The sequence below is a fragment of the Iodobacter fluviatilis genome, from assembly GCF_004194535.1.
Lineage (GTDB): Bacteria > Pseudomonadota > Gammaproteobacteria > Burkholderiales > Chitinibacteraceae > Iodobacter > Iodobacter fluviatilis_A.
In genome coordinates, this window is the sequence record NZ_CP025781.1 from 289379 (window position 1) to 309181 (window position 19803).

Annotated in this window: 14 protein-coding genes, 3 tRNA genes and 1 pseudogene; 4 read left to right on the forward strand and 14 right to left on the reverse strand. The window is 47.3% G+C overall.

Annotated elements, in window-relative coordinates:
• Positions 1-33: 33 nt before the first annotated feature.
• From C1H71_RS01335 to C1H71_RS01375, 9 genes are all read right to left on the reverse strand, one after another.
• On the reverse strand, positions 34-1866 hold the full coding sequence (locus C1H71_RS01335; protein WP_188053484.1) for a peptidylprolyl isomerase: 1833 nt from the start codon (positions 1864-1866) through the stop codon (positions 34-36).
• Positions 1867-2121: 255 nt separating this feature from the next.
• Positions 2122-2198 (reverse strand) — tRNA-Asp (locus C1H71_RS01340).
• Positions 2199-2227: 29 nt separating this feature from the next.
• Positions 2228-2303: transfer RNA gene (locus tag C1H71_RS01345), tRNA-Val, on the reverse strand.
• A 49-nt stretch (positions 2304-2352) separates the two neighbouring features.
• Positions 2353-2625, reverse strand: coding sequence for an HU family DNA-binding protein (locus C1H71_RS01350; protein ID WP_130104966.1), 273 nt, complete (start codon positions 2623-2625; stop codon positions 2353-2355).
• An 84-nt stretch (positions 2626-2709) separates the two neighbouring features.
• A complete protein-coding gene (gene lon / locus C1H71_RS01355) occupies positions 2710-5124 on the reverse strand; it encodes an endopeptidase La (protein ID WP_188053486.1) in 2415 nt (804 codons plus the stop codon).
• A 169-nt stretch (positions 5125-5293) separates the two neighbouring features.
• On the reverse strand, positions 5294-6550 hold the full coding sequence (gene clpX, locus C1H71_RS01360; RefSeq protein WP_130104967.1) for an ATP-dependent Clp protease ATP-binding subunit ClpX: 1257 nt from the start codon (positions 6548-6550) through the stop codon (positions 5294-5296).
• A gap of 124 nt (positions 6551-6674) precedes the next feature.
• Positions 6675-7307, reverse strand: a complete 633-nt coding sequence (clpP, locus tag C1H71_RS01365; RefSeq protein WP_130104968.1) for an ATP-dependent Clp endopeptidase proteolytic subunit ClpP — start codon at positions 7305-7307, stop codon at positions 6675-6677.
• Positions 7308-7440: 133 nt separating this feature from the next.
• Positions 7441-8748: a trigger factor gene (tig, locus tag C1H71_RS01370; protein ID WP_130104969.1), complete on the reverse strand. Its 1308-nt coding sequence runs from the start codon at positions 8746-8748 to the stop codon at positions 7441-7443.
• Positions 8749-9169: 421 nt separating this feature from the next.
• Positions 9170-9254, reverse strand: a tRNA-Leu gene (locus C1H71_RS01375).
• A 231-nt stretch (positions 9255-9485) separates the two neighbouring features.
• On the opposite strand from C1H71_RS01375, the gene gspL reads away from it, so the two are divergent.
• From gspL to C1H71_RS01395, 4 genes are read left to right on the forward strand one after another with little or no spacing between them, the layout of a single operon-like run.
• Positions 9486-10544, forward strand: coding sequence for a type II secretion system protein GspL (gspL, locus tag C1H71_RS01380; RefSeq protein ID WP_130104970.1), 1059 nt, complete (start codon positions 9486-9488; stop codon positions 10542-10544).
• 7 nt (positions 10545-10551) lie between these two features.
• Positions 10552-11019: a type II secretion system protein GspM gene (gene gspM, locus C1H71_RS01385; RefSeq protein ID WP_130104971.1), complete on the forward strand. Its 468-nt coding sequence runs from the start codon at positions 10552-10554 to the stop codon at positions 11017-11019.
• On the forward strand, positions 11016-11735 hold the full coding sequence (gspN, locus tag C1H71_RS01390) for a type II secretion system protein N (protein WP_130104972.1): 720 nt from the start codon (positions 11016-11018) through the stop codon (positions 11733-11735). The genes gspM and gspN overlap by 4 nt, the downstream gene beginning before the upstream one ends.
• Before the next feature lie 53 nt (positions 11736-11788).
• The gene (locus C1H71_RS01395; RefSeq protein ID WP_130104973.1) at positions 11789-12127 is read left to right on the forward strand and encodes a P-II family nitrogen regulator; all 339 of its coding nucleotides are present in this window, start codon (positions 11789-11791) and stop codon (positions 12125-12127) included.
• A 65-nt stretch (positions 12128-12192) separates the two neighbouring features.
• Here C1H71_RS01395 and C1H71_RS01400 read toward each other — a convergent pair whose 3' ends face one another.
• The 5 genes and pseudogenes from C1H71_RS01400 to recN form a co-directional block, all read right to left on the reverse strand.
• Positions 12193-13734, reverse strand: coding sequence for a M28 family metallopeptidase (locus C1H71_RS01400; RefSeq protein ID WP_130104974.1), 1542 nt, complete (start codon positions 13732-13734; stop codon positions 12193-12195).
• Positions 13735-13815: 81 nt separating this feature from the next.
• On the reverse strand, positions 13816-15630 hold the full coding sequence (locus tag C1H71_RS01405; RefSeq protein WP_130104975.1) for a M4 family metallopeptidase: 1815 nt from the start codon (positions 15628-15630) through the stop codon (positions 13816-13818).
• A gap of 561 nt (positions 15631-16191) precedes the next feature.
• A pseudogene (locus C1H71_RS21195) lies at positions 16192-16965 on the reverse strand (glycoside hydrolase family 18 protein); the annotation flags it as partial.
• Between the two features lie 500 nt (positions 16966-17465).
• The gene (tadA, locus tag C1H71_RS01420; RefSeq protein ID WP_130104977.1) at positions 17466-17945 is read right to left on the reverse strand and encodes a tRNA adenosine(34) deaminase TadA; all 480 of its coding nucleotides are present in this window, start codon (positions 17943-17945) and stop codon (positions 17466-17468) included.
• Positions 17946-18079: 134 nt separating this feature from the next.
• Complete coding sequence (recN, locus tag C1H71_RS01425; protein ID WP_130104978.1) at positions 18080-19738, reverse strand: DNA repair protein RecN; 1659 nt, start codon at positions 19736-19738, stop codon at positions 18080-18082.
• Positions 19739-19803 lie beyond the last annotated feature (65 nt).

Genomic DNA, 19803 nt, shown 5'->3' on the forward strand with positions numbered 1-19803 from the left:
ATAAAATTTCTCTTGCCGTTTTCACCCCCTTTTTTACTCAAGTGAGCTAGGTTTTAGCTTGTAATCAACTTTAATTTGCGATTTAAGCGCCTGTAAATAGCTAGCCACTTCAACTTGGCCGTACATCTGCCCGATATTTTCACTCATGCGGCGACGTAATTCGTCGTCTAATACAGGGGCAGCCGTTGATTTCAGCACTTTAAATAGCGCAAAACCTTGGCCTTTCACCTCTGAACCCACGTAAGCGGGTAGCTTATCCGCAGAAACGCTAAAAATTTCTTTCAGCTGAGCTTCTGGCACTGCAGATTGCCCCATACGTAGCGTTTCTTGTGCTGCAGACCAAGTAAGCGTGTCCGCCCCGCCTTTTTTCAGCTCAGCTAATTTCTTAGTGCCCTCAGCAAGCGCTAATTTAAGCGCCTTCTCTTGCTTAAGCTTAGCTAAAATGCCTGCGCTTACCGCTTCTAACTTCTGCAGTTGCGCGGGTTTTGCCTCAAGAACACGCACAGAAACCAAAGTACCTGGCGTCACTTCAATGGCTTCTGAATTATGTTTCTTTTTTAATACATCATCGCTAAAGACAGCCTCACGTAACTTCTCGTTATTGAGCACTTCATCAGTCGCCGCTGCACGTGTCACCCAAGCACTTTGCTGCACAAGCAATTTAAATGCCTCTGCCGCTGGCTTTAAACTATCCGCTTGCTGATAAACCAGCTCATTAAATTTCTCAGCTTGGTTTTGGAAGCTTTGCTGCACTTTTTCAAGCTTAAGCTTGCGCTCAACTTCAGGCTGTACTTCTGCCAAAGTTTTACTGCGAATATCATCAAGACGAATAATGTGCAAGCCAAAATCGCTGGCAACTACCGCACTAATTTCGCCTTTTTTAAGTTTAAACGCCGCATCATCAAACGGCTTTACCATCGCGCCATGAGGAAAAAAACCTAAATCCCCACCATTCATAGCCGAGCCTGGATCTTGCGACTCTTTTTTAGCTAGCTCAGCAAAACGCGCGGGATTGGCTTTTAGCTCTTTTAAAATGGCATCCGCCTTAGCCTGCGCTGCTTTCTTCACTTCTGGCTTAGCATCTTTAGCCAGCGTAATTAAGATGTGGCTGGCTTTACGCTCTTCGCCTGTAAGTTGCGCTTTATTTACTTCAAAATATTTCTGCACATCGGCGGGCGTCACCACAACACTTTTAGCTAATTCTTGCTGAGAGAAAACGATATATTCCAAGCGGGCCATTTCTGGCGATTTAAATTCTTCGCTGTGTGTATCGTAATATTTTTTAACCTCGGCATCCGATATCGTCACTTGCGACAAAAAAGAGACAGGCAAAATCTGCACCATCGCCACTTCTCTTTTCTCACCCAAAAGCTTCGCCATATGCTCAGTCATGGCCGCCGATTGAATACCATTAGCAAACCCAGACAATAAATGTCGGCTAGATAAATCATCACGCACACGCTGCTGAAAGGCCAGCGGCGTCATTTGCTGGGCTGCAAGTAAGTCTTGGTAGCGCTGTGTGCTAAATTTGCCATTTTCTTGGAAGTCTGGAATAGCAGCAATTGCGTCACGGACTTGATTGTCCGAAACCTTGAGATGCAATAAACCTGCTTGCTCAAGTAAGAGCTGCTTTTTAACCAGCTGCTCAAGCACCATCGGTTTCATTTCATTTGCGATAGGCTGGTTGCCAATGGCTTGAGCAAGCTCACGAGGGGTAATAAGCGTCTGGCCAACCTTAGCCAGATACGAATCGCCATCTTCCATAGCGCTGTAGCCTGTAAGGCCAACACCAACAACTAGACCCAAAGAAACGAGGCCAAGTACCACCTGAACGGCGGTCTTGTTTTTTTCAACAAAAGAAAACATGGGACAAGCAACTCCGCGAGTGATTCGCAACATACAATCTGAAGTGGCGAATGGCCATTCAATCTATGCCACGAAGGCGTGTATTTTTTATGTTTAAACGGGCAACCACAATCACCACAAGATGTGGGCACCATAACCGAGCGTGTAAATCTCACCCTATCGGATAATGCCAGATTGACGCCTGCCTGTCTTGCAAACGCAAATAATAGACAAATAAAAAAGCCAAGCATTTCTGCTTGGCTTTTTATTCTAATCTGGCGGAGCGGACGGGACTCGAACCCGCGACCCCCGGCGTGACAGGCCGGTATTCTAACCAACTGAACTACCACTCCTCGATGCAACTAAATCTTCTGTAGTTATATGGTGGGTGATGACGGGGTCGAACCGCCGACATTCTGCGTGTAAGGCAGACGCTCTACCAACTGAGCTAATCACCCCAGACCAAATTACTACACCAACAAAGATTTAGTCAGCAAAGTAAGTCGATTATTGTACTGCATCTTTCAAAGATTTACCAGCCCTAAATTTAGGCTGTTTTGCAGCAGCAATCGCGATAGTCTCGCCAGTGCGTGGGTTACGGCCGCTGCGCTCAGCGCGCTCAGACACGTAAAAAGAACCAAAGCCGACCAACGTTACTTCGTCGCCTGATTTAAGGGCTTGAGTTACGGCTTCTACTGTTGCATCCAGAGCTTTACCTGCATCAGCCTTGGAGAGACCAGCGGATTCTGCGATGGCGTTGATGAGTTCCGATTTATTCACTTACGTCCCCTTTCAATTCTGATTGGATTGATACGATTAACTAATTACTGAAGCTTTATAGCAAGCCACAAAATCTCGTGTCAACTAATGTTTAGTAAGCTGTCCAGTTACTTCCACCCCAGCTTGCGGCAAAACAGCCTCTGAACTCGCCACCACTTCCGGCAAAACCTCCGGCAACCGCTCTAAGGCAAGCCCCAACACCTGATCGATCCACTTGACTGGGTGTATGGTTAACCCGCGCTTTACATTGTCTGGTATCTCAGCGAGATCCTTGACATTGCCCTCTGGAATCAATACCTGCTTGATGCCACCTCGGTGAGCAGCAAGCAGTTTCTCCTTTAAACCGCCAATTGGCAACACTTCCCCACGCAAGGTGATCTCTCCTGTCATTGCAACATCGCAACGAACGGGGATCCCAGCCAGCACGGAGACCATTGCAGTTGCAATACCAATCCCCGCTGAAGGGCCATCTTTTGGCGTAGCACCTTCAGGAAAATGGATGTGCATATCAATTTTCTGATAAAAATCAGGGTCTATCCCTAGGGCCTTAGCGCGACTACGCACAACCGATAACGCCGCTTGGATGGACTCTTGCATCACATCACCGAGCTTACCGGTTTGTATCATTTTCCCCTTGCCTGGGAATTTTACCGCTTCGATAGTGAGCAATTCACCACCTACTTCGGTCCAAGCAAGGCCAGTTACCTGACCAATTTGATTGGTTTGTTCTGCAACACCGTAATCAAAACGATGTACACCTAAGTATTTTTCTAAGTTTTTAGGCGTAATGGTGATCTTTTTATCACTTGGTTTCATCATCAAGCTTTTCACCACCTTGCGGCAGATACGCGCGATTTCTCTATCCAAGCTCCGTACCCCTGCTTCACGGGTGTAGAAACGCACTACATCACGTACAGCAGCGTCGGAAATCACCAATTCACCCTCAGCTACACCATTGGCCTTAGTTTGTTTTGGCACTAGGTATTTAAGTGCAATATTTACTTTTTCGTCTTCGGTATAACCCGACAAACGAATCACTTCCATTCTATCCAACAATGCCGGAGGAATATTCAGTGAGTTAGCCGTTGCCACAAACATTACATCCGACAAATCAAAATCCACTTCTAGATAATGATCGCTAAATGCGTGGTTTTGTTCTGGGTCCAATACTTCTAGCAAGGCAGAAGAAGGGTCGCCTCGAAAATCCGAGCCCATCTTATCCACCTCATCAAGCAAAAAGAGTGGATTTTTTACACCAATTTTTGTCATCGACTGTAGGATTTTACCCGGCATCGAGCCAATATATGTGCGGCGATGCCCACGAATCTCAGATTCATCACGCACGCCACCTAAGGCCATGCGTACAAATTTACGATTAGTAGCACGAGCGATCGACTCACCCAAGGAGGTCTTACCCACGCCAGGCGGCCCTACAAGGCACAGAATAGGCGCTTTGAGCTTTTCAACACGGCTTTGTACCGCAAGGTACTCAACAATGCGCTCTTTGACCTTCTCAAGGCCGTAGTGATCGGTATCCAGCACCAACTCAGCGGCAGGTAGCTCTTTGCTGATTTTGGTTTTCTTTTTCCACGGCAAATCAAGCAAGGTATCGATGTAATTACGCACTACGGTTGCTTCTGCGGACATCGGCGACATCATGCGTAATTTTTTCAGCTCAGATTCGGCTTTATCGCGCGCTTCTTTGCTCATACCGGCGTTTTTGATTTTTTTATCAAGCTCGTCGATATCTGCGTTTTCATCTAGCTCGCCCAGCTCTTTCTGAATGGCTTTAACCTGCTCATTCAGATAGTACTCACGCTGGCTTTTTTCCATTTGACGCTTCACGCGACCACGAATACGCTTTTCTACCTGCAAGATATCGAGCTCAGATTCAAGCTGTTTGAGCAGCTGCTCCATGCGACGACGAAGATCGAACATTTCTAATATGGATTGCTTTTGCTCAAGCTTTAAAGGCAAATGCGCGGCAATCGTATCCGCCAAGCGATGCGCATCTTCTATCCCAGCCAGAGAGGTCAAAATTTCTGGTGGAATTTTTTTATTGAGCTTAACAAATTGATCAAATTGGGTCAGCAAGGCACGGCGCATCGCCTCTACTTCATGCCCTTGCTCACCGCTGGCATCAACCGGATGAGCGATCGCGCTATAAAAGCCGGCCTCTTCATCAATATCGGTGACTTCAGCACGCTGGCCACCTTCAACCAGCACTTTAACCGTGCCGTCAGGAAGCTTCAGCATCTGTAAGATGCTGGCAATCGTACCTACTGGATAAATGTCAGCCAAGCCTGGCTCATCTTTCTGGGCGTTCTTTTGCGCAACCAGCAAGATATGGCGGCCATCTTCCATCGCGGCTTCTAGCGCACGAATCGACTTTGGGCGACCCACAAATAGCGGGATAACCATATGCGGAAACACCACCACATCTCGTAGCGGCAGCAGCGGCAAATGGACATCGTCGGCAAACGCAACAGTTTGTGACATCAACAAAGGGCCTCGAAAGTGGATTTACCCCCTAGAGCTGGGGCTTGGGCAAGAAATTACAATGCCCTAGAAGTAACTCTGACCTGAAAATTTCAGCCCAAAGCTTAAATAGTATCTTTTTGCTTGCATAAAGACACCAGCAAACCTTGGCCGGTGTCTTTACACATTATTACTCAGTTTCAGCAGGATCAGCGTAAACAATTGTTGGCGCAGTTGCGTTTTTAATCACCGATTCATCCACCACCACACGGCTCACCCCTTCCATAGAAGGTAGCTCGTACATGATATCTAGCAAAGATGATTCAACAATCGAGCGCAGGCCACGTGCACCAATTTTACGCTCCATCGCCTTATGTGCAATCGATGCCAAGGCTTCTTTTCCGACATCAAGCTCAACGCCTTCCAAGGAAAACAGTTTTTGATACTGTTTAATCAGGGCGTTTTTAGGCTCTGTCAGAATAGAGACCAAAGCCGCTTCATCTAATTCTTCTAAGGTTGCAGTCACTGGCAAGCGGCCTACAAATTCAGGAATCAAGCCAAAGCGAATCAAATCATCAGGCTCTACCGTATGCAGCATTTTGCCAACACTGGTGTTTTCGTCCTTGCTCATTACTTCGGCACCAAAACCGATGCCGCTTTTTACTGAACGATTGCGGATGATTTTATCTAAGCCTTCAAACGCACCACCACAAATAAACAAGATATTAGTGGTATCAACCTGCGGCATATCTTGATTTGGATGTTTACGACCGCCCTGAGGAGGAACCGATGCAACCGTCCCCTCTACCAGCTTCAATAACGCCTGCTGCACACCCTCACCCGATACATCACGGGTAATCGATGGGTTTTCAGATTTACGCGCAATTTTATCGATCTCGTCGATATAGATAATGCCCCGCTGGGCTTTTTCTACATCGTAATCACACTGAGCCAAAAGCTTAGCAATAATGTGTTCTACGTCTTCACCCACATAACCCGCTTCAGTCAGCGTTGTGGCATCGGCAATCACAAACGGCACATCCAACAGCTTAGCCATGGTTTGCGCTAATAATGTTTTACCCGAACCAGTTGGCCCGATCAGCAGAATATTGGATTTAGCCAACTCCACATCATTATCAACAGACTTATTACTCGTTAAGCGCTTGTAATGATTGTAAACCGCAACAGCTAGAATCTTTTTGGCGCGTTCTTGGCCAATCACATAAGAATCCAGTGTGGTTCGGATCTCAACTGGCGTAGGAACGCGCTTGCCATCACCTGCCTGCGCTGCCTCACCAACCACCGCCGCAGCGGCTTCGTCTTTTAATACATCACGGCAAAGCTCAATGCATTCGTTGCAAATAAACACTTGCGGGCCAGCAATCAGCTTAACCACTTCGTGCTGGCTTTTACCGCAAAAAGAACAATAAAGGAGTTTTTCTGACATCGCCTAACCTACACCCCAAAAAACGGGCCATTGCAACCTGTCTTATTTAAAACCACAAACCGACAGGCCACTAGAATAAAAAACCGCCAGGCACGCTGGCGGCATTGTCACAACTCAAGCCAGCTTATTTAGCTGTTGGCAAGCTACGAGACTGCAATACATCATCAATCAAACCGTAATCTTTTGACTCTGCAGCACTCATGAAATTATCACGATCGGTATCGCGCTCAACGGCTTCGATACTTTGACCTGTATGTTTAGCAAGCATTTCATTTAAGGAACGCTTGGTTTTGATTAATTCACGCGCATGAATTTCAACATCAGAAGCTTGGCCAGAAAGACCACCAATCAAAGGCTGATGAATCATAATGCGTGAATTAGGCAGCGCGTAGCGCTTACCCTTAGTGCCACTTGATAACAAGAATGCACCCATACTCGCCGCCATACCCACACACATAGTTGATACGTCAGGCTTAATAAAATTCATTGTGTCGTAAATCGCCAAACCTGCGGTCACAGAGCCACCAGGTGAGTTGATATACAAGTGAATATCTTTATCTGGATTCTCGGACTCTAAAAACAACATCTGCGCAACAATCAGATTTGCGCTTTGATCGTTAACGGGGCCAACCAAGAAAATAACACGCTCTTTTAATAGGCGTGAATAGATATCGTAAGAGCGCTCGCCACGGCCGCTTTGCTCAACGACCATTGGGATATACCCCAGGTTTTGTGGGTCAAATTCTTGTCTCGACATCTTTTTCTCTCAGAAATAATGGCTCGATTGATTGTTTTTTGGAAAACACATCAATAGATCCCATAGGGTCATTTAAACGATAAAGCACCACCTTGATGGCACTTTATCGTAGCACCTCATTTGCCGAGATTGATTAGCCTTGTTGGCCCATCAATTCTTCAAAGGACATGCCTTTTTCGGTTACTTGCGCCTTAGCTAATACAAACTCAACCACATTGTCTTCCAATGCCATTGACTCTGGGCCAGCTAGACGCTCGCGATCTTCAAAGTACCAAGCCACTACTTCGCTTGGATCTTCGTAATTCTGTGCCAAGTCTTCAACCACGGCCTTAACTTGCTCTAGCTTAGCTTCTAATGCATTACCTTTCACCAGCTCAGCCAAAGCTAAACCAAGGTGAACACGGCGCTGAGCTTGTGCTTCAAACATTTCTGGCGAGAACGGAACGTACTTTGGGTCGATACCGCGTGCTTTCAAGTCCGCCAGCGCGCCTTCGGCCAAACGACCGACTTCTAACTGAACTAAAGCCTTAGGCAAATCAACTGGAGCAGCAGCAATCAGCGCAGTCATGACGTTTTCTTTAGCGCGAGCTTTCAGACGAAAGCGTACTTCGCGCTCTAGATTACCACGCACTTCAGCACGCATTTTCTCTACATCACCATCGACGATACCGAGGCTTTTTGCAAATGCTGCATCAACTTCTGGCAAGATTGCAGCCGCTACATTTTTAACCGTTATTTCAAATACAGCAGTCTTACCTGCTACATCAGCACCATGGTAATCAGCGGGAAATTCAACGCTAACCGATTTGGTTTCGTCTTCTTTCATGCCAATCACACCGACTTCAAAACCTGGCAGCATTTGGCCCTTGCCCAGCAAGAAAGCGTGGTTCTCAGCAGAGCCACCGTCAAACAATACACCGTCGATTGAGCCTTTAAAGTCAACAATCACGCGATCGCCATCAGCCGCTTCGCGCTCGACACGCTCAAAGCGGGTACGCTGGCGACGCAGGATATCAACGGTTTTTTCTACTTCAGCATCAGATAAATCCAAGACTGGCTTTTCAATTTGCGCAGCCGCCAAATCACCAATCACAATTTCTGGATACACTTCAAATGTAGCTGAGAATTGGAAATCGCCCGTTTCTTCTGCCGCATCTTTTGGTTCAAAACGTGGATAGCCCGCTACGCGCAGCTTTTGCTCTTGAACCGCTTGGCCAAAACTTGCTTCAACCGTTTCACCCAATACTTCTTCTTGGATGCGGAAGCCATAGTTTTGCGCAACGATTTTCATCGGAGCCTTACCTGGGCGGAAACCTGCGATTCTTGCAGTCTTAGCCACATGCTTCAAACGCGCGTTAACTTGTTCAGTAATTTCTGAGCGTGGCACAGAAATAGACAGGCGACGTTCGAGTTGATTCAGGGTTTCTAGTTGTACTTGCATTTCAAACCATTCCTATGGGGATCAACGCGCGTACACGCATCTTAATAAATAGGGGATAAGCCAGCTCATCTGCAAAAAACACTACGCCAAGGCTGTATCAGCCAAAAGCTTCAGCTTCAGATCATCACCTGTATCCAATGAAAACCTCAGCTTTACGCGCAGCACTTATCGTGATTTACCAACAAAGTCGGTAAGTTTAGCGCACATCAGGGTGCAAATCCAAACAGAATTATTAACCAGCAGCAAGGCAGCAGCAAACATAGCGGCGGCAGGGCTTCAGCCACGCAATAAGCGGCAATAGAGACAGGACGATAAACAGAATAAAAAACGAGCGATTTTTAAACCACAAAACCTAACTCAATAAATAGCAAGCATGAAAAAGGCCGCAAGAGCATTGCTCTTACGGCCTTTTCAGAATATTTGGTGGGGGATAAGAGACTCGAACTCTTACACCTTACGGCGCTGGAACCTAAATCCAGTGCGTCTACCAATTCCGCCAACCCCCCCACTTCGCTTCGGCTCGTTGTGCACCGAAGGAAGACCCGCATTCTAGATGAAGAGTTTCGCCTTGCCAAGCCTTTTTTTAAAATATTTCAAAATACTTTTTGCAGGCAGCAGCATCAACACGATTTTGTTTAATATATCAGTAAGATAATCGCAATCTACACAGCCCACAAAAAGTTTATGTCATACTCCGCATAGATTTTCCCCTTATACACTCTTACGTCACTCCGCCCGTGAACGATCATACATACACACTCCTACGCATTCTTCCTGCCAGCGATCTGGCAACAAGCGAAGTCCGCTGGTTTGCAGAGCAAGCATCTGGCTCTGCCCCCCTTAGCGCGCTTCCCCTAGCCCAACGCATTGAGCTGATTATTCCTGCGGCACTCAGCAATCTATATATAGCTGAGCTCCCCAAGCAATCCTTAGCCAAGCAACTCAAACTATTACCCCACCTATTAGAGGATCGCTTACTGAGCCCCGCGGCTACGCTTCATTTCGGCCTATCGGACAGCAGCAACAAAGTAATTGCGGTAGAGCGTAAATGGCTAGAGGCTTACCTTAGCCAATTACGCGAGCACCAAATCACCCCCAGCGCGGTATGGAGCCTTTATGACTTACTCCCAAAAGGCACAGATTGCTATGTGATTCAGGATGGTCAAGCGGGCTTACTACGCACGCCTGACGGCCAGTACAGCCATTTTGACGACGCCAGCATTATAGAGGCGTTGATTGGCGATGCGCCGCGCCAAGACTTGGCTCTAGCGGATTTAATCCGTGATGCTTCCCCTAGCACTAACCTGCTACAAGGTGATTTTGCGCAGCGCAGCCAATGGCGCTTTGATTGGAAAATCCTCCAAACACCCGCCCTCCTGCTCGCCAGTATTTTTGCAGCGATTCTTTTGGGGCAAATGGGCGATTGGTGGCAATTACGCAGCACTAAGATGGCTTTGCAACGTGAAATGCGCCAAACCTACGCAGCCGCTTTTCCTGGCGAACCCGTGTTTGACCCCGTATTGCAAATCCAAAGCAAATTGCGCGAACGCGGCGGGCTGAGCACTAGCAGCAATGGCGACAGCCTAGATCTACTACTAACCGTAGCCAGCATTGCGGGCAATGGCTTGCAACTGGAACAGCTCGACTACGCCAATGGGCAGCTCAGTATGCTACTACCCGATTCACAAGCAAGTAGCCTGCAAGCACAACTCAAGAGTGCGGGGCTCTTTGCCGAAACCCAGCCCGCCTCAACAGGGCAAATGAAAATCCTTATTCACACCCAAGCAGCAAAATGAGCATTAAATGAACAAATTTAAAGAATTCTGGCAGCAGAGGAACCCACGTGAGCGCATTTACCTCAGTGCCTGCGCGGGCTTTGCCGCTTTTGCCATTCTCTATGCAGGGATTTGGCAGCCTATTAGCACATCCCGAGCATTACTCAGCCGCCAAGTTCCGCAAATACAGCTACAACTTGCCGAGCTACAAAGACAATTATCTGCCATCAAGGCCACACCTGCGGGGCCTAGCCGTAGCGGTGATTTACGCGCCAGCGTGCAAGCCAGCCTAGATGCTAAAAACACCAGCGCAGATATCCAAGCTTTATCCGCAGATAAATTACAAATTAAAATTGCACAAATCCGCTTTGCCGATGCTCTACCTTTACTCGCAGACCTACGTAATGAAACTGGCTCACGCATTCATGCACTCAATATCAGTGGGACAACGCATAACGGCTTAGTGCAACTCACCGCCACGGTAGAACGTCAATGAAACAGTTTATTTATCACCGCAGCAAGTTTCTCATCCCACTCTTTATTGTTTTTTTAATTTTACAGTTCCCAGCCGTGTTTATTTTAAAGCTTGTGCCTGCACCGCTACAATTAGGCGGCATCTCGGGCACTATTTGGTCTGGGCGGCTTACCCCTCTTGGCATAAGCGGCCAGCAACTTCTAGACGAAGTTCGCTGGCAATGGCAGCCCGCTAAGCTCTTTACTGGGCAACTGGCTTGGCAACTAGAAACCCGCCACGGCAGCCACAGCGGCAATGCTCAGCTATTACTAGGGCTGGGCGGCAATCGGCTAGAGGCCGTAAAAATAGCCCTCCCTGCTGCGCCGCTATTTGCCCTAGATAAAAAACTAGCGCCCTTTCAGTTGGCTGGCCTATTGGAAATTGAAGCCAGCAAAATATCAGTAAAGCAGTCGAGTGAAATCGGCATTGCCTGGCAAAATGCCAGCTCCTTAGTCACACCTCAAGCCAATCCTTTTGGTAGCTACCAAATAAAACTACAGCCTAATCTAGACTGGAACATCTCTTCACAGGCAAACCCACTCTTAGCCATTAATGGCCAAGGTAAAATCGACCCTCAGCGTGGCCCACAAGGCGCATTGCTACTCAAACCCGCCAGTGGCAAAGAAAGTCTATTTGCCCCATTACTCAACCGCATGCCGTTGAACGGTGAGCAACGTGAACTCAAGCTAGGCGTATAAACGAGCCGCTCTATAATCTGGCAGCGACCCACCGACAGCAAAGGATAAGCAAAATGAAAAAAATCGAAGCAATCATTAAGCCTTTTAAACTCGACGAAGTACGGGAAGCCTTGTCTGAACTAGGCATTTCAGGCTTAACCGTCACCGAAGTTAAAGGCTTTGGCCGGCAAAAAGGCCATACAGAGCTTTACCGTGGCGCTGAGTACGTAGTCGACTTTTTGCCTAAAGCTAAAATTGAGGTGGTATTAGAAGACGATAAAGTCGAGACCGCCATTGAAGCCATCATTAAAGCCGCTAACACAGGCAAGATTGGCGACGGCAAAATCTTTGTAACGCCGGTTGAACATGTCGTGCGTATTCGCACTGGCGAAATAAATGAACAAGCAATTTAAGCCCCACATCAGGCACAAAATGCCGCTCAGCCAAGCTCCGAGCGGCACTTTTTATCCACGAAATTTTACTGCGCGCGATAAGTGACCTTCAAAGTGTAATTTGCCGCTGCATAGCCATTAAGCAGCAAGTACACATCACCATTGCTGCTGATATTAAGTACGCAACTTTCTGTACTATTTACCCCATCGGATTTGCAATCAAAAACGCTGGTGCTTGGGGCGCTTCCTTTACGCAGATATAAATCTGCATCGCCAGTGCCGCTCAGCACTGCGGTAAAATCACTGCCAGCCCCCACTTTAAACGGGCCATAACTTTGCTTTTGCCCAACCGTCAGCTTGCCGGAGAAGTTTTCCACCTTATCAGCGGGCCCAGGCCCAATAGCGCCATCGCTTCCCAGCTCAACCATAAAGGCCAGCGCCATTTTAGAAAACTTCAAAGCGTGCTGAGCCTGATTGCCGCTATTGGCATAGGTGTCGTTCGCGGTATGGATATAGGGATTATCTTGAGTAAATGACGATTCAAATGGCATAGAGGCAAAATAGCCCTGTGCATTCCATGAAGCATGATCCGAGCAGGCATAGCCGCACTTGTCGTAGCCAATTTTAATGCTTGGTAAATAACTGGTGAGCAGATTAGCTACAAACTGATTTTGCGCGTTATCGGTGTAATCGGTGTAAAGATAAATGTCTTTATCCGAGCCTTTGTAGTTAGTCATATCCAGCTGCATCACCCCAACCACATTGGTGTTAGCCGCTTTAAAACTTTTGGCAATATCTTGCGAACCGCGCAAGCCGACTTCTTCTGCAGCATACCCCATTAATTTAAGTGTGCGGCGAGGCTTGTAGCCACCTGCCACCATCACCCGCAATACCTCGGTCATGCTGGCGATACCGGATGCATCATCATCCGCCCCAGGTGCGCGCATGCTTTCACCTGAGCCTTGGTTACTGATTGAATCGAGATGGCCGCCCAATACCACTACTTCGTCTGCATTATCTGTGCCTTTAATCGTTAAGATCACCGATTTTTGCGCCCAGGCTGCATGGGTAAATTGCTCCACCGTAATATCACTGCGCCCTGCTGCCATTTGCTGCCAGCGCGTTTTGATCCAGTTAGAGGCATTCACACCCGATGTGGAGGTGTAATAACGATTGGTAAAAGCAGATAAATCAACAATCGTTTGCGCAATATTGCTGTCTTGCATTTGTGGCAGCAAGGCATTCACCACGCTTTGATTATCCAAGGCATATGAAGGCCTTAGCGCGGCCAACAGAGAAGCAGTGGGCTGCAGTGCCTGACGCCCAGCCGCTTCGCTAGCGTGGAACATAAAGCCACCGCAACGCTTTAGCTCGTGGTGCACGGCCTCAGACAAGCCTAGCAATTGGCTCTCGTCCACCTCAACCAAATGGACGCGCTCGGCCGCCAGCAGCCCCTCTTGTGGCAGGATGCTTTGGCTCTCTTTGGCAATTGTTTTAGGCGCTAATTTTTGCAGCTGTAAATAGGCTGCATCCCCTAAAGTAATCCAGACTTTTTTAGGTGCAGCTTCAACAGCTGACGTAGCAATCATGCTGCTGCATAGCAATGCAGCCAGAATTTTGTAATTCATGTATGAAATCCTTGGTAATAGATTATAAATCCCAAAAAAAAAGCCCCACTCACATTCGGAGCGGGGCTAAGATCAACTCAATTACTGATGATTTGCAAGCAGCGTTGCGCCTCTAAACGCGGTATACGCTTTTAGCAGCAGATGGTAAGTACCTGCCTTAGGCGCTGCAACGGTAATGTTTTCTGCATTGGTGCCACCAACTGATTTAGCGTCATAAGTAGTCGTTGTTGGTGCCGTGCCAAATTTGACGTAGATGTCAGCATCACCTGTGCCACCCGATGTTTTAAAGGTGAGGTTTTTAGCACCGGCAGGGATCACAATGGTGTAAGCCACTGTTGCGTTTGTTGCCAAGCTTAAGCCTGTAACTGGCACACCTTTAACCAGCACTTGACCTGGCAGTGGTGGCTTAACAATGCAGCTTACGCCCACAGCTTCAAAGGCAGCAGTCACATCAGCAACGACATAACCACGGCTCAATGCTGCTTTTTCCACGCCGCAAGCCCCTTGATCGAAGGTGCTATTGGCTGTCCAGTACAAGCGGTTCGCATCCACCATCACTTCAAACGCTTTACGGGTATTCCAGCCTGCCTTGGTAGATAGTAAGTAGAAGGCTTTGTTGTACACGCCACTACTTAAGTGCACATCAAGGCTATCGTTATACTGGCTGGCATGGCCAATAGAGCGACCATCCTTGGTAGGATCGTCCATATAACGCAAAGCCCCGTTGGCCTTAAAGATTTCTGACCCCACCAGGAAATCATTGCCGCCCTTCATATAAAACTCAGCCGCTTCCCCTGCCATATCAGAGAACGCTTCGTTCATCCCACCCGACATTTGGGAATAAACCAGCCCTGAGTTTTGCTCGGTAAAACCGTGGCTTACTTCGTGAGCGGATACATCCAAGGACACCAGCGGATAGAACCTGTTTGCACCATCACCAAAATGCATGGCCGAGCCGTCCCAGAATGCATTTTCGTAGCTATTGCCGTAGTGCACTTTCATATATAGCGTTTGAGTAATTGGGCGCAGAGCAAACCAGTCGTTATACATATTGAAAACCACATTACCGAAGTAATGCGCGTCATTCAACGGTGAAAATGCGCCATTAGCTGCCTTATAAGTATTGCGTGGGCAAGTAAATTGATAAGGCGCAGTGCCTGATGTGCCGTTTTTCAAATCGACCGTAATCACATTACCGCTATTCATTTTGCAATCATCGGTAACGACCAGCGGACCATATTTAGTACCGTATTCATATTGCCCTGTTTTTGTATTGCCGCCTGGGCCAGTGGCATCTTTATGCGTAATCCCTTCCCAGCGATCGAGTACCACGCCGGTATTGGCATCAATAATAAAGTGCGGACGGCTTGGGTTAGTGGCGCTGCCATTGACAAACGAGACCACATAAATAAGCTGCGCCACATTACTTGCACCCAGCTTGACATACAGCTTGGCTTGCTCGTTTTCAGTTTTAAGGGCCTTAGCTTGTGTTTTGGCCAGATTTAAAATTTGTGCTGGTGAATATAGAGGCTTAGCACTTGGAATATCATTGCTTAGATTGCGTATCATGGCACCAGACAAAGCAGGCTGAGCGAAACCCGCAGCACGGTTTTCAACCACACCCTCGCCCCAAACTGGCACGCCCTGGTGGAATTGCTGATAGCGAGTGACCACTTTACCGTCGGAATAAGTTTGACTACGTGCGACTTTTAATTCATCAGGCTGTAAGCCAAGTAAGCTGTGCACTCCATCATCAGTTAAGCCACGGGCTGTAATTCCAGCAGGGGCCACAAATCCATCCAAATCAACGCGTTCAGCAGCCATGGCATTGAATGCTCCACCTAATAGAACTGACATTAGTAGAGGACGAGCTACGCGATTTAATGCTTTCTTCATTATTAGCGACCCTTTTAAATTAAACGGGGATTTACCCCTAGGAGAATGACTAAATAAAAACAAACAAGCACAGGCAATCCTCAATATAAATATTGAGCGCAAGCCCTTTGGATTAAGTCAACGCTAGATAAATGCGCCCCAAGGTATCGACATTACTTGCCACTTATATTTACGCGGCATTGTTTTACAATCATTAGCTAAAATTTGACCAACATCAAGGATTTATTTTAATTTAGTATTTTTTTTAAAAACCCGTATTTATTAGTGAATAACGACGCAACAAAATGCCAACAATGATGACTCAACATATTTGTAAGCAGTAAGCCCACTAGGGCTTATGCTCATAACATAGCGCACATTTTTACAACCATTAAAAAATTCAACTTTTTAATACAAAATACAATGAGGCATCATTATATTTTCAACTTTCAGGAGTCGGTTCATTAGCAACTTAGTTGCAAATTAATCGGATATTTCTCTAAAAAACGACAAAAAAATACTACTCGAAAGTAGCCGTTTTTTATTTTAATCAATTACATCAATGACTCATTAATCACTTTTCTAACTCGCTATCCATATCATAGCCATACTCCCAAACCATGATGCCGCCAAGATGCTTGCTTTTAACATACCGTGCTTGTACTTCAAACTTTCTTGATCTTCGTAGGTCATCATTAAGTGACAATCATGCAACCAAGGGGCTTTAGCCACAGCACCCCAGAAACGTGTCGCACCCTTTGCTTTCAACGCTTTGATGTCTTGCCAAGAGGTACCTTCATCAAAGGTGCCTTTCTTGAAAGCGTTATATAAGCCATCATTATTAGCGGCAACACCTTGCCTAGCACGGCCATAAAAAGTACTGTCTAGTAATAATTTGCTCAGCGAAGCACCTGCATGAATATATAAATTCATCGCTTGACCGGCACTCCAGCCGCCAGTATCAGGATCTAATTTATTTTGATATAAATGAGTATGGTGACTGATATTTTTACTCTATGATTCGGCAAAGGTGGAAGCCATCACTTGCATAAAGTTCACTAAATTAGCCACCCGCATCACATCAATATTTTTCAGAAACTAAGGTGTAGGCGGTATAGCGACCGACAATTGATAACTCCTACCCATTTTAGCGCCATATTTATTTAAATCGATCCGAGTTTCTTCTAAAAGAAGATGGTAATCTTCTTTATCACTTCGATCTTTTGCAATAGGCAACCAATCTGGGCCAACGGGGCATTCCCAATCGTAATCAATCCATACTAATTTATGTTCATCTATTAACTTAACCACATTAGTAATGAATTTAGCTCGCGATTCTGGCGCTCTAAATAATAGAGAAAAACCATCTGCACCCCATAGAGACGTTTACTTTCAAATGGGGATATTTAGCTTGCAGCTTTTCCACCTCACTCCACATATTCACAAATGAGGCAATGGTAGCTGTTTTATCTGAATTAGGTTGTGGCTCTAGATCTTTAATATACACATTAGTTTCATTGCGAATCAAACCAAAACTTAAATTTAAAGTGGTAAGTTGATCGCTTGAATATCATTAGCACTCCAGCGGCAGCCTTTATCCATATCTTGAGGGAAGAGCCAATAGGCCAAGTACGGATATAAGCCACCACTTGTTTATTATTCTATTTATCTGATGGTGTGGCTTTTTCGGTCGGCACTGCCGCCAGCGACGTAGACTGGCTTACACAAGCACCAAGCAATACTGTCATTGCAACCGCGGGTAGTCATTTCTTCACCCCCACATTCCTGTAAAGAGTGAGTGTCCAGTTTACGACCTGCCCAGATTAAAGTGTAAATATTAAACAATACAGTGAACTTTATACGACAGTTTTCTTGCGCTCTTTTTCCGCTTGCCGACGTTCACGAAAAAAAGCTCGAAGCATGTCCGCAGATTCATGCGCCATCACGCCATCTACAACTTGGGTTTGATGATTTAATCGGCAATCGGCAAAAGGGTTAATCACACTACCCGCCGCCCCGGTTTTAGGATCAGTTGCCGCATACACAACACGGGCAATCCGTGAATGCAAGATCGCGCCAGCACACATAATGCATGGCTCTAAAGTCACAAATAACTCGCACTCAGGCAGGCGATAATTGCCCAAGTGTTGTGCCGCTTGGCGAATCGCCATCATCTCTGCGTGCGCGCTTGGATCGTGACGCAGGATAGGTTGATTGCAGCCGCGGCCAATGATCTCACCACGATGCACCACAATCGCACCTACCGGCACCTCGCCCAATTCTTTGGCTCGTTGCGCCTCTTGAAGTGCCTCATTCATAAAATCTAAATCATTCATAAAACCTTATTATTCCCCACCACATCCATTCTCAAACTTTAATTACAACGCTAAATCCTGAGCTACAGAGAACTCAAGCCGGGAAACTTGATTCACACTGTGATTCATGCTTTAGCCAAATAGCATAGGGCAACTTACACCGCAACACCCAGCATTTCTGCCGCATGCTGGCGGGTGGTGCCGGTGATTTCTACCCCACCCAACATGCGGGCGATTTCTTCGATGCGCTCTTCCATGCTTAGCATGCGGATGGTACTCAGCACGCCAGTGGCGGATTGGGTTTTGCTCACTTGTAGCTGCTGAAATCCACACGCTGCCACCTGGGGTAAATGGGTAATACATAGCACTTGCCGCGCTGCACCTAAATCGGCCAACATGCGACCCACAATCTCAGCCACGCGCCCACCAATCCCCACATCCACCTCATCAAAAATCAGCGTAGGCACATTAGCAACTTGGCTGGCAATCACCTGTAAGGCCAGGCTGATGCGTGATAACTCGCCACCGGATGCCACTTTTGCCATCGCTCTGGCTGGAGTAGTCGGGTGATTTGCAACCATAAATTCAATGGTTTCTAGACCAAAGCTTGCAGGGGCTTCGTGGACATGTAGGGCAATTTCAAAGCGGCTGCCCACTAAAGCCAAGAGTTGTAACTCTGCAGTAACCAATTTACCTAGCTTGCTTGCCGCTGCTATGCGTTTGCTTGAAAGAACGGCAGCTTGCTTGCGTAATTCGGCTTCTAGCTTCTCCGCACGCCGGCGCACGGCATCTAAACCTTGCGCTCCGCCTAATTCGGCCAAGCGCTCTTGCCAACTGGCGAGTTTTTCTGGCAGATCCGCAGGCTCAACACGATATTTACGCGCCATACGAAAAATGGCGTCTAAGCGGCTTTCTACATCAGCAAGCCTTGCAGGATCTAGCTCTAGATGATCGGCATAGCGGCGCAAGGCATATACCGACTCCATCATCTGCGCCTCGGTGCTGGCAAGTAGTTCTAAAGTTTCAGAAATACCTGCGTCAAAATCAGCCAAGGCACTAAGCTTCGTCGCCACAGCTCCTAGCCAAGACTGGCAATTTTCATCGCCATCGGCCAGCATCAATAGGCTGCTTTGCACCCCGTCAATCAGGCTGGCAGCATGGTGTAAACGTTTATGCTCGGCTTGCAGCTCTGGCCATTCTGCAGCGGTAAATTGCAAGGCGGCTACTTCTTCAACCTGCCATTGCAGGCGTTCTCGCTCGGCCTCAAAGGCCTCGGCATTATTGCTGGCCGTAGCCAATTCATCGGTAGCCGTTCTCCAATCTTTAAATAGGCCCGCCACATCTCGCGCCAGCGCCGCAGCTCCGGCGTAACCATCGACTAAATCACGCTGCACATCGGGGCGTAATAAGGATTGCGGGGCATGCTGGCCGTGGATATCCACCAATTGCTCACCCAGTGTTTTTAGCTGGGCCAAAGTGGCGGAAATCCCATTAATCCAAGCACGGGATTTACCATGACTATCAATATTGCGCCGTATCAATAGCTCCCCACCTTCATCCCCTTGCAAGGCTTCGGCTTCTAACCACGCCAAGGCCGTTTGAGGCACGACAAACCGCGCTTGCAACTCGGCCTTATCAGCCCCATGGCGCACCACCGCGCTTTCTGCCCTCCCCCCCAAAAGCAAGCCCAAAGCATCAATCACAATGGATTTACCCGCGCCCGTTTCCCCCGTTAAGGTCGTCAAGCCAGAGGTAAAATCGAGGACAAGCTCGTCGACGATAACAAATGATTTAAGTGAGATAGAAAGCAGCATGCGCTTTGTTTACACCTTGGTTACAAGTGATGATGAGCGTGAAAAAAGATCTGTAGGCACAGAGA

Excerpts from the sequence above, each read along its gene's own strand:
- gspM (WP_130104971.1), top strand. The coding sequence starts at position 10,552 with ATGAACAAATTTAAAGAATTCTGGCAGCAGAGGAACCCACGTGAGCGC.
- clpX (WP_130104967.1), bottom strand. The coding sequence starts at position 6,550 with ATGTCAGAAAAACTCCTTTATTGTTCTTTTTGCGGTAAAAGCCAGCAC.
- tadA (WP_130104977.1), bottom strand. The coding sequence starts at position 17,945 with ATGAATGATTTAGATTTTATGAATGAGGCACTTCAAGAGGCGCAACGA.
- gspN (WP_130104972.1), top strand. The coding sequence starts at position 11,016 with ATGAAACAGTTTATTTATCACCGCAGCAAGTTTCTCATCCCACTCTTT.
- recN (WP_130104978.1), bottom strand. The coding sequence starts at position 19,738 with ATGCTGCTTTCTATCTCACTTAAATCATTTGTTATCGTCGACGAGCTT.
- C1H71_RS01395 (WP_130104973.1), top strand. The coding sequence starts at position 11,789 with ATGAAAAAAATCGAAGCAATCATTAAGCCTTTTAAACTCGACGAAGTA.
- C1H71_RS01400 (WP_130104974.1), bottom strand. The coding sequence starts at position 13,734 with ATGAATTACAAAATTCTGGCTGCATTGCTATGCAGCAGCATGATTGCT.
- tig (WP_130104969.1), bottom strand. The coding sequence starts at position 8,748 with ATGCAAGTACAACTAGAAACCCTGAATCAACTCGAACGTCGCCTGTCT.
- C1H71_RS01405 (WP_130104975.1), bottom strand. The coding sequence starts at position 15,630 with ATGAAGAAAGCATTAAATCGCGTAGCTCGTCCTCTACTAATGTCAGTT.
- clpP (WP_130104968.1), bottom strand. The coding sequence starts at position 7,307 with ATGTCGAGACAAGAATTTGACCCACAAAACCTGGGGTATATCCCAATG.
- lon (WP_188053486.1), bottom strand. The coding sequence starts at position 5,124 with ATGTCACAAACTGTTGCGTTTGCCGACGATGTCCATTTGCCGCTGCTG.
- C1H71_RS01335 (WP_188053484.1), bottom strand. The coding sequence starts at position 1,866 with ATGTTTTCTTTTGTTGAAAAAAACAAGACCGCCGTTCAGGTGGTACTT.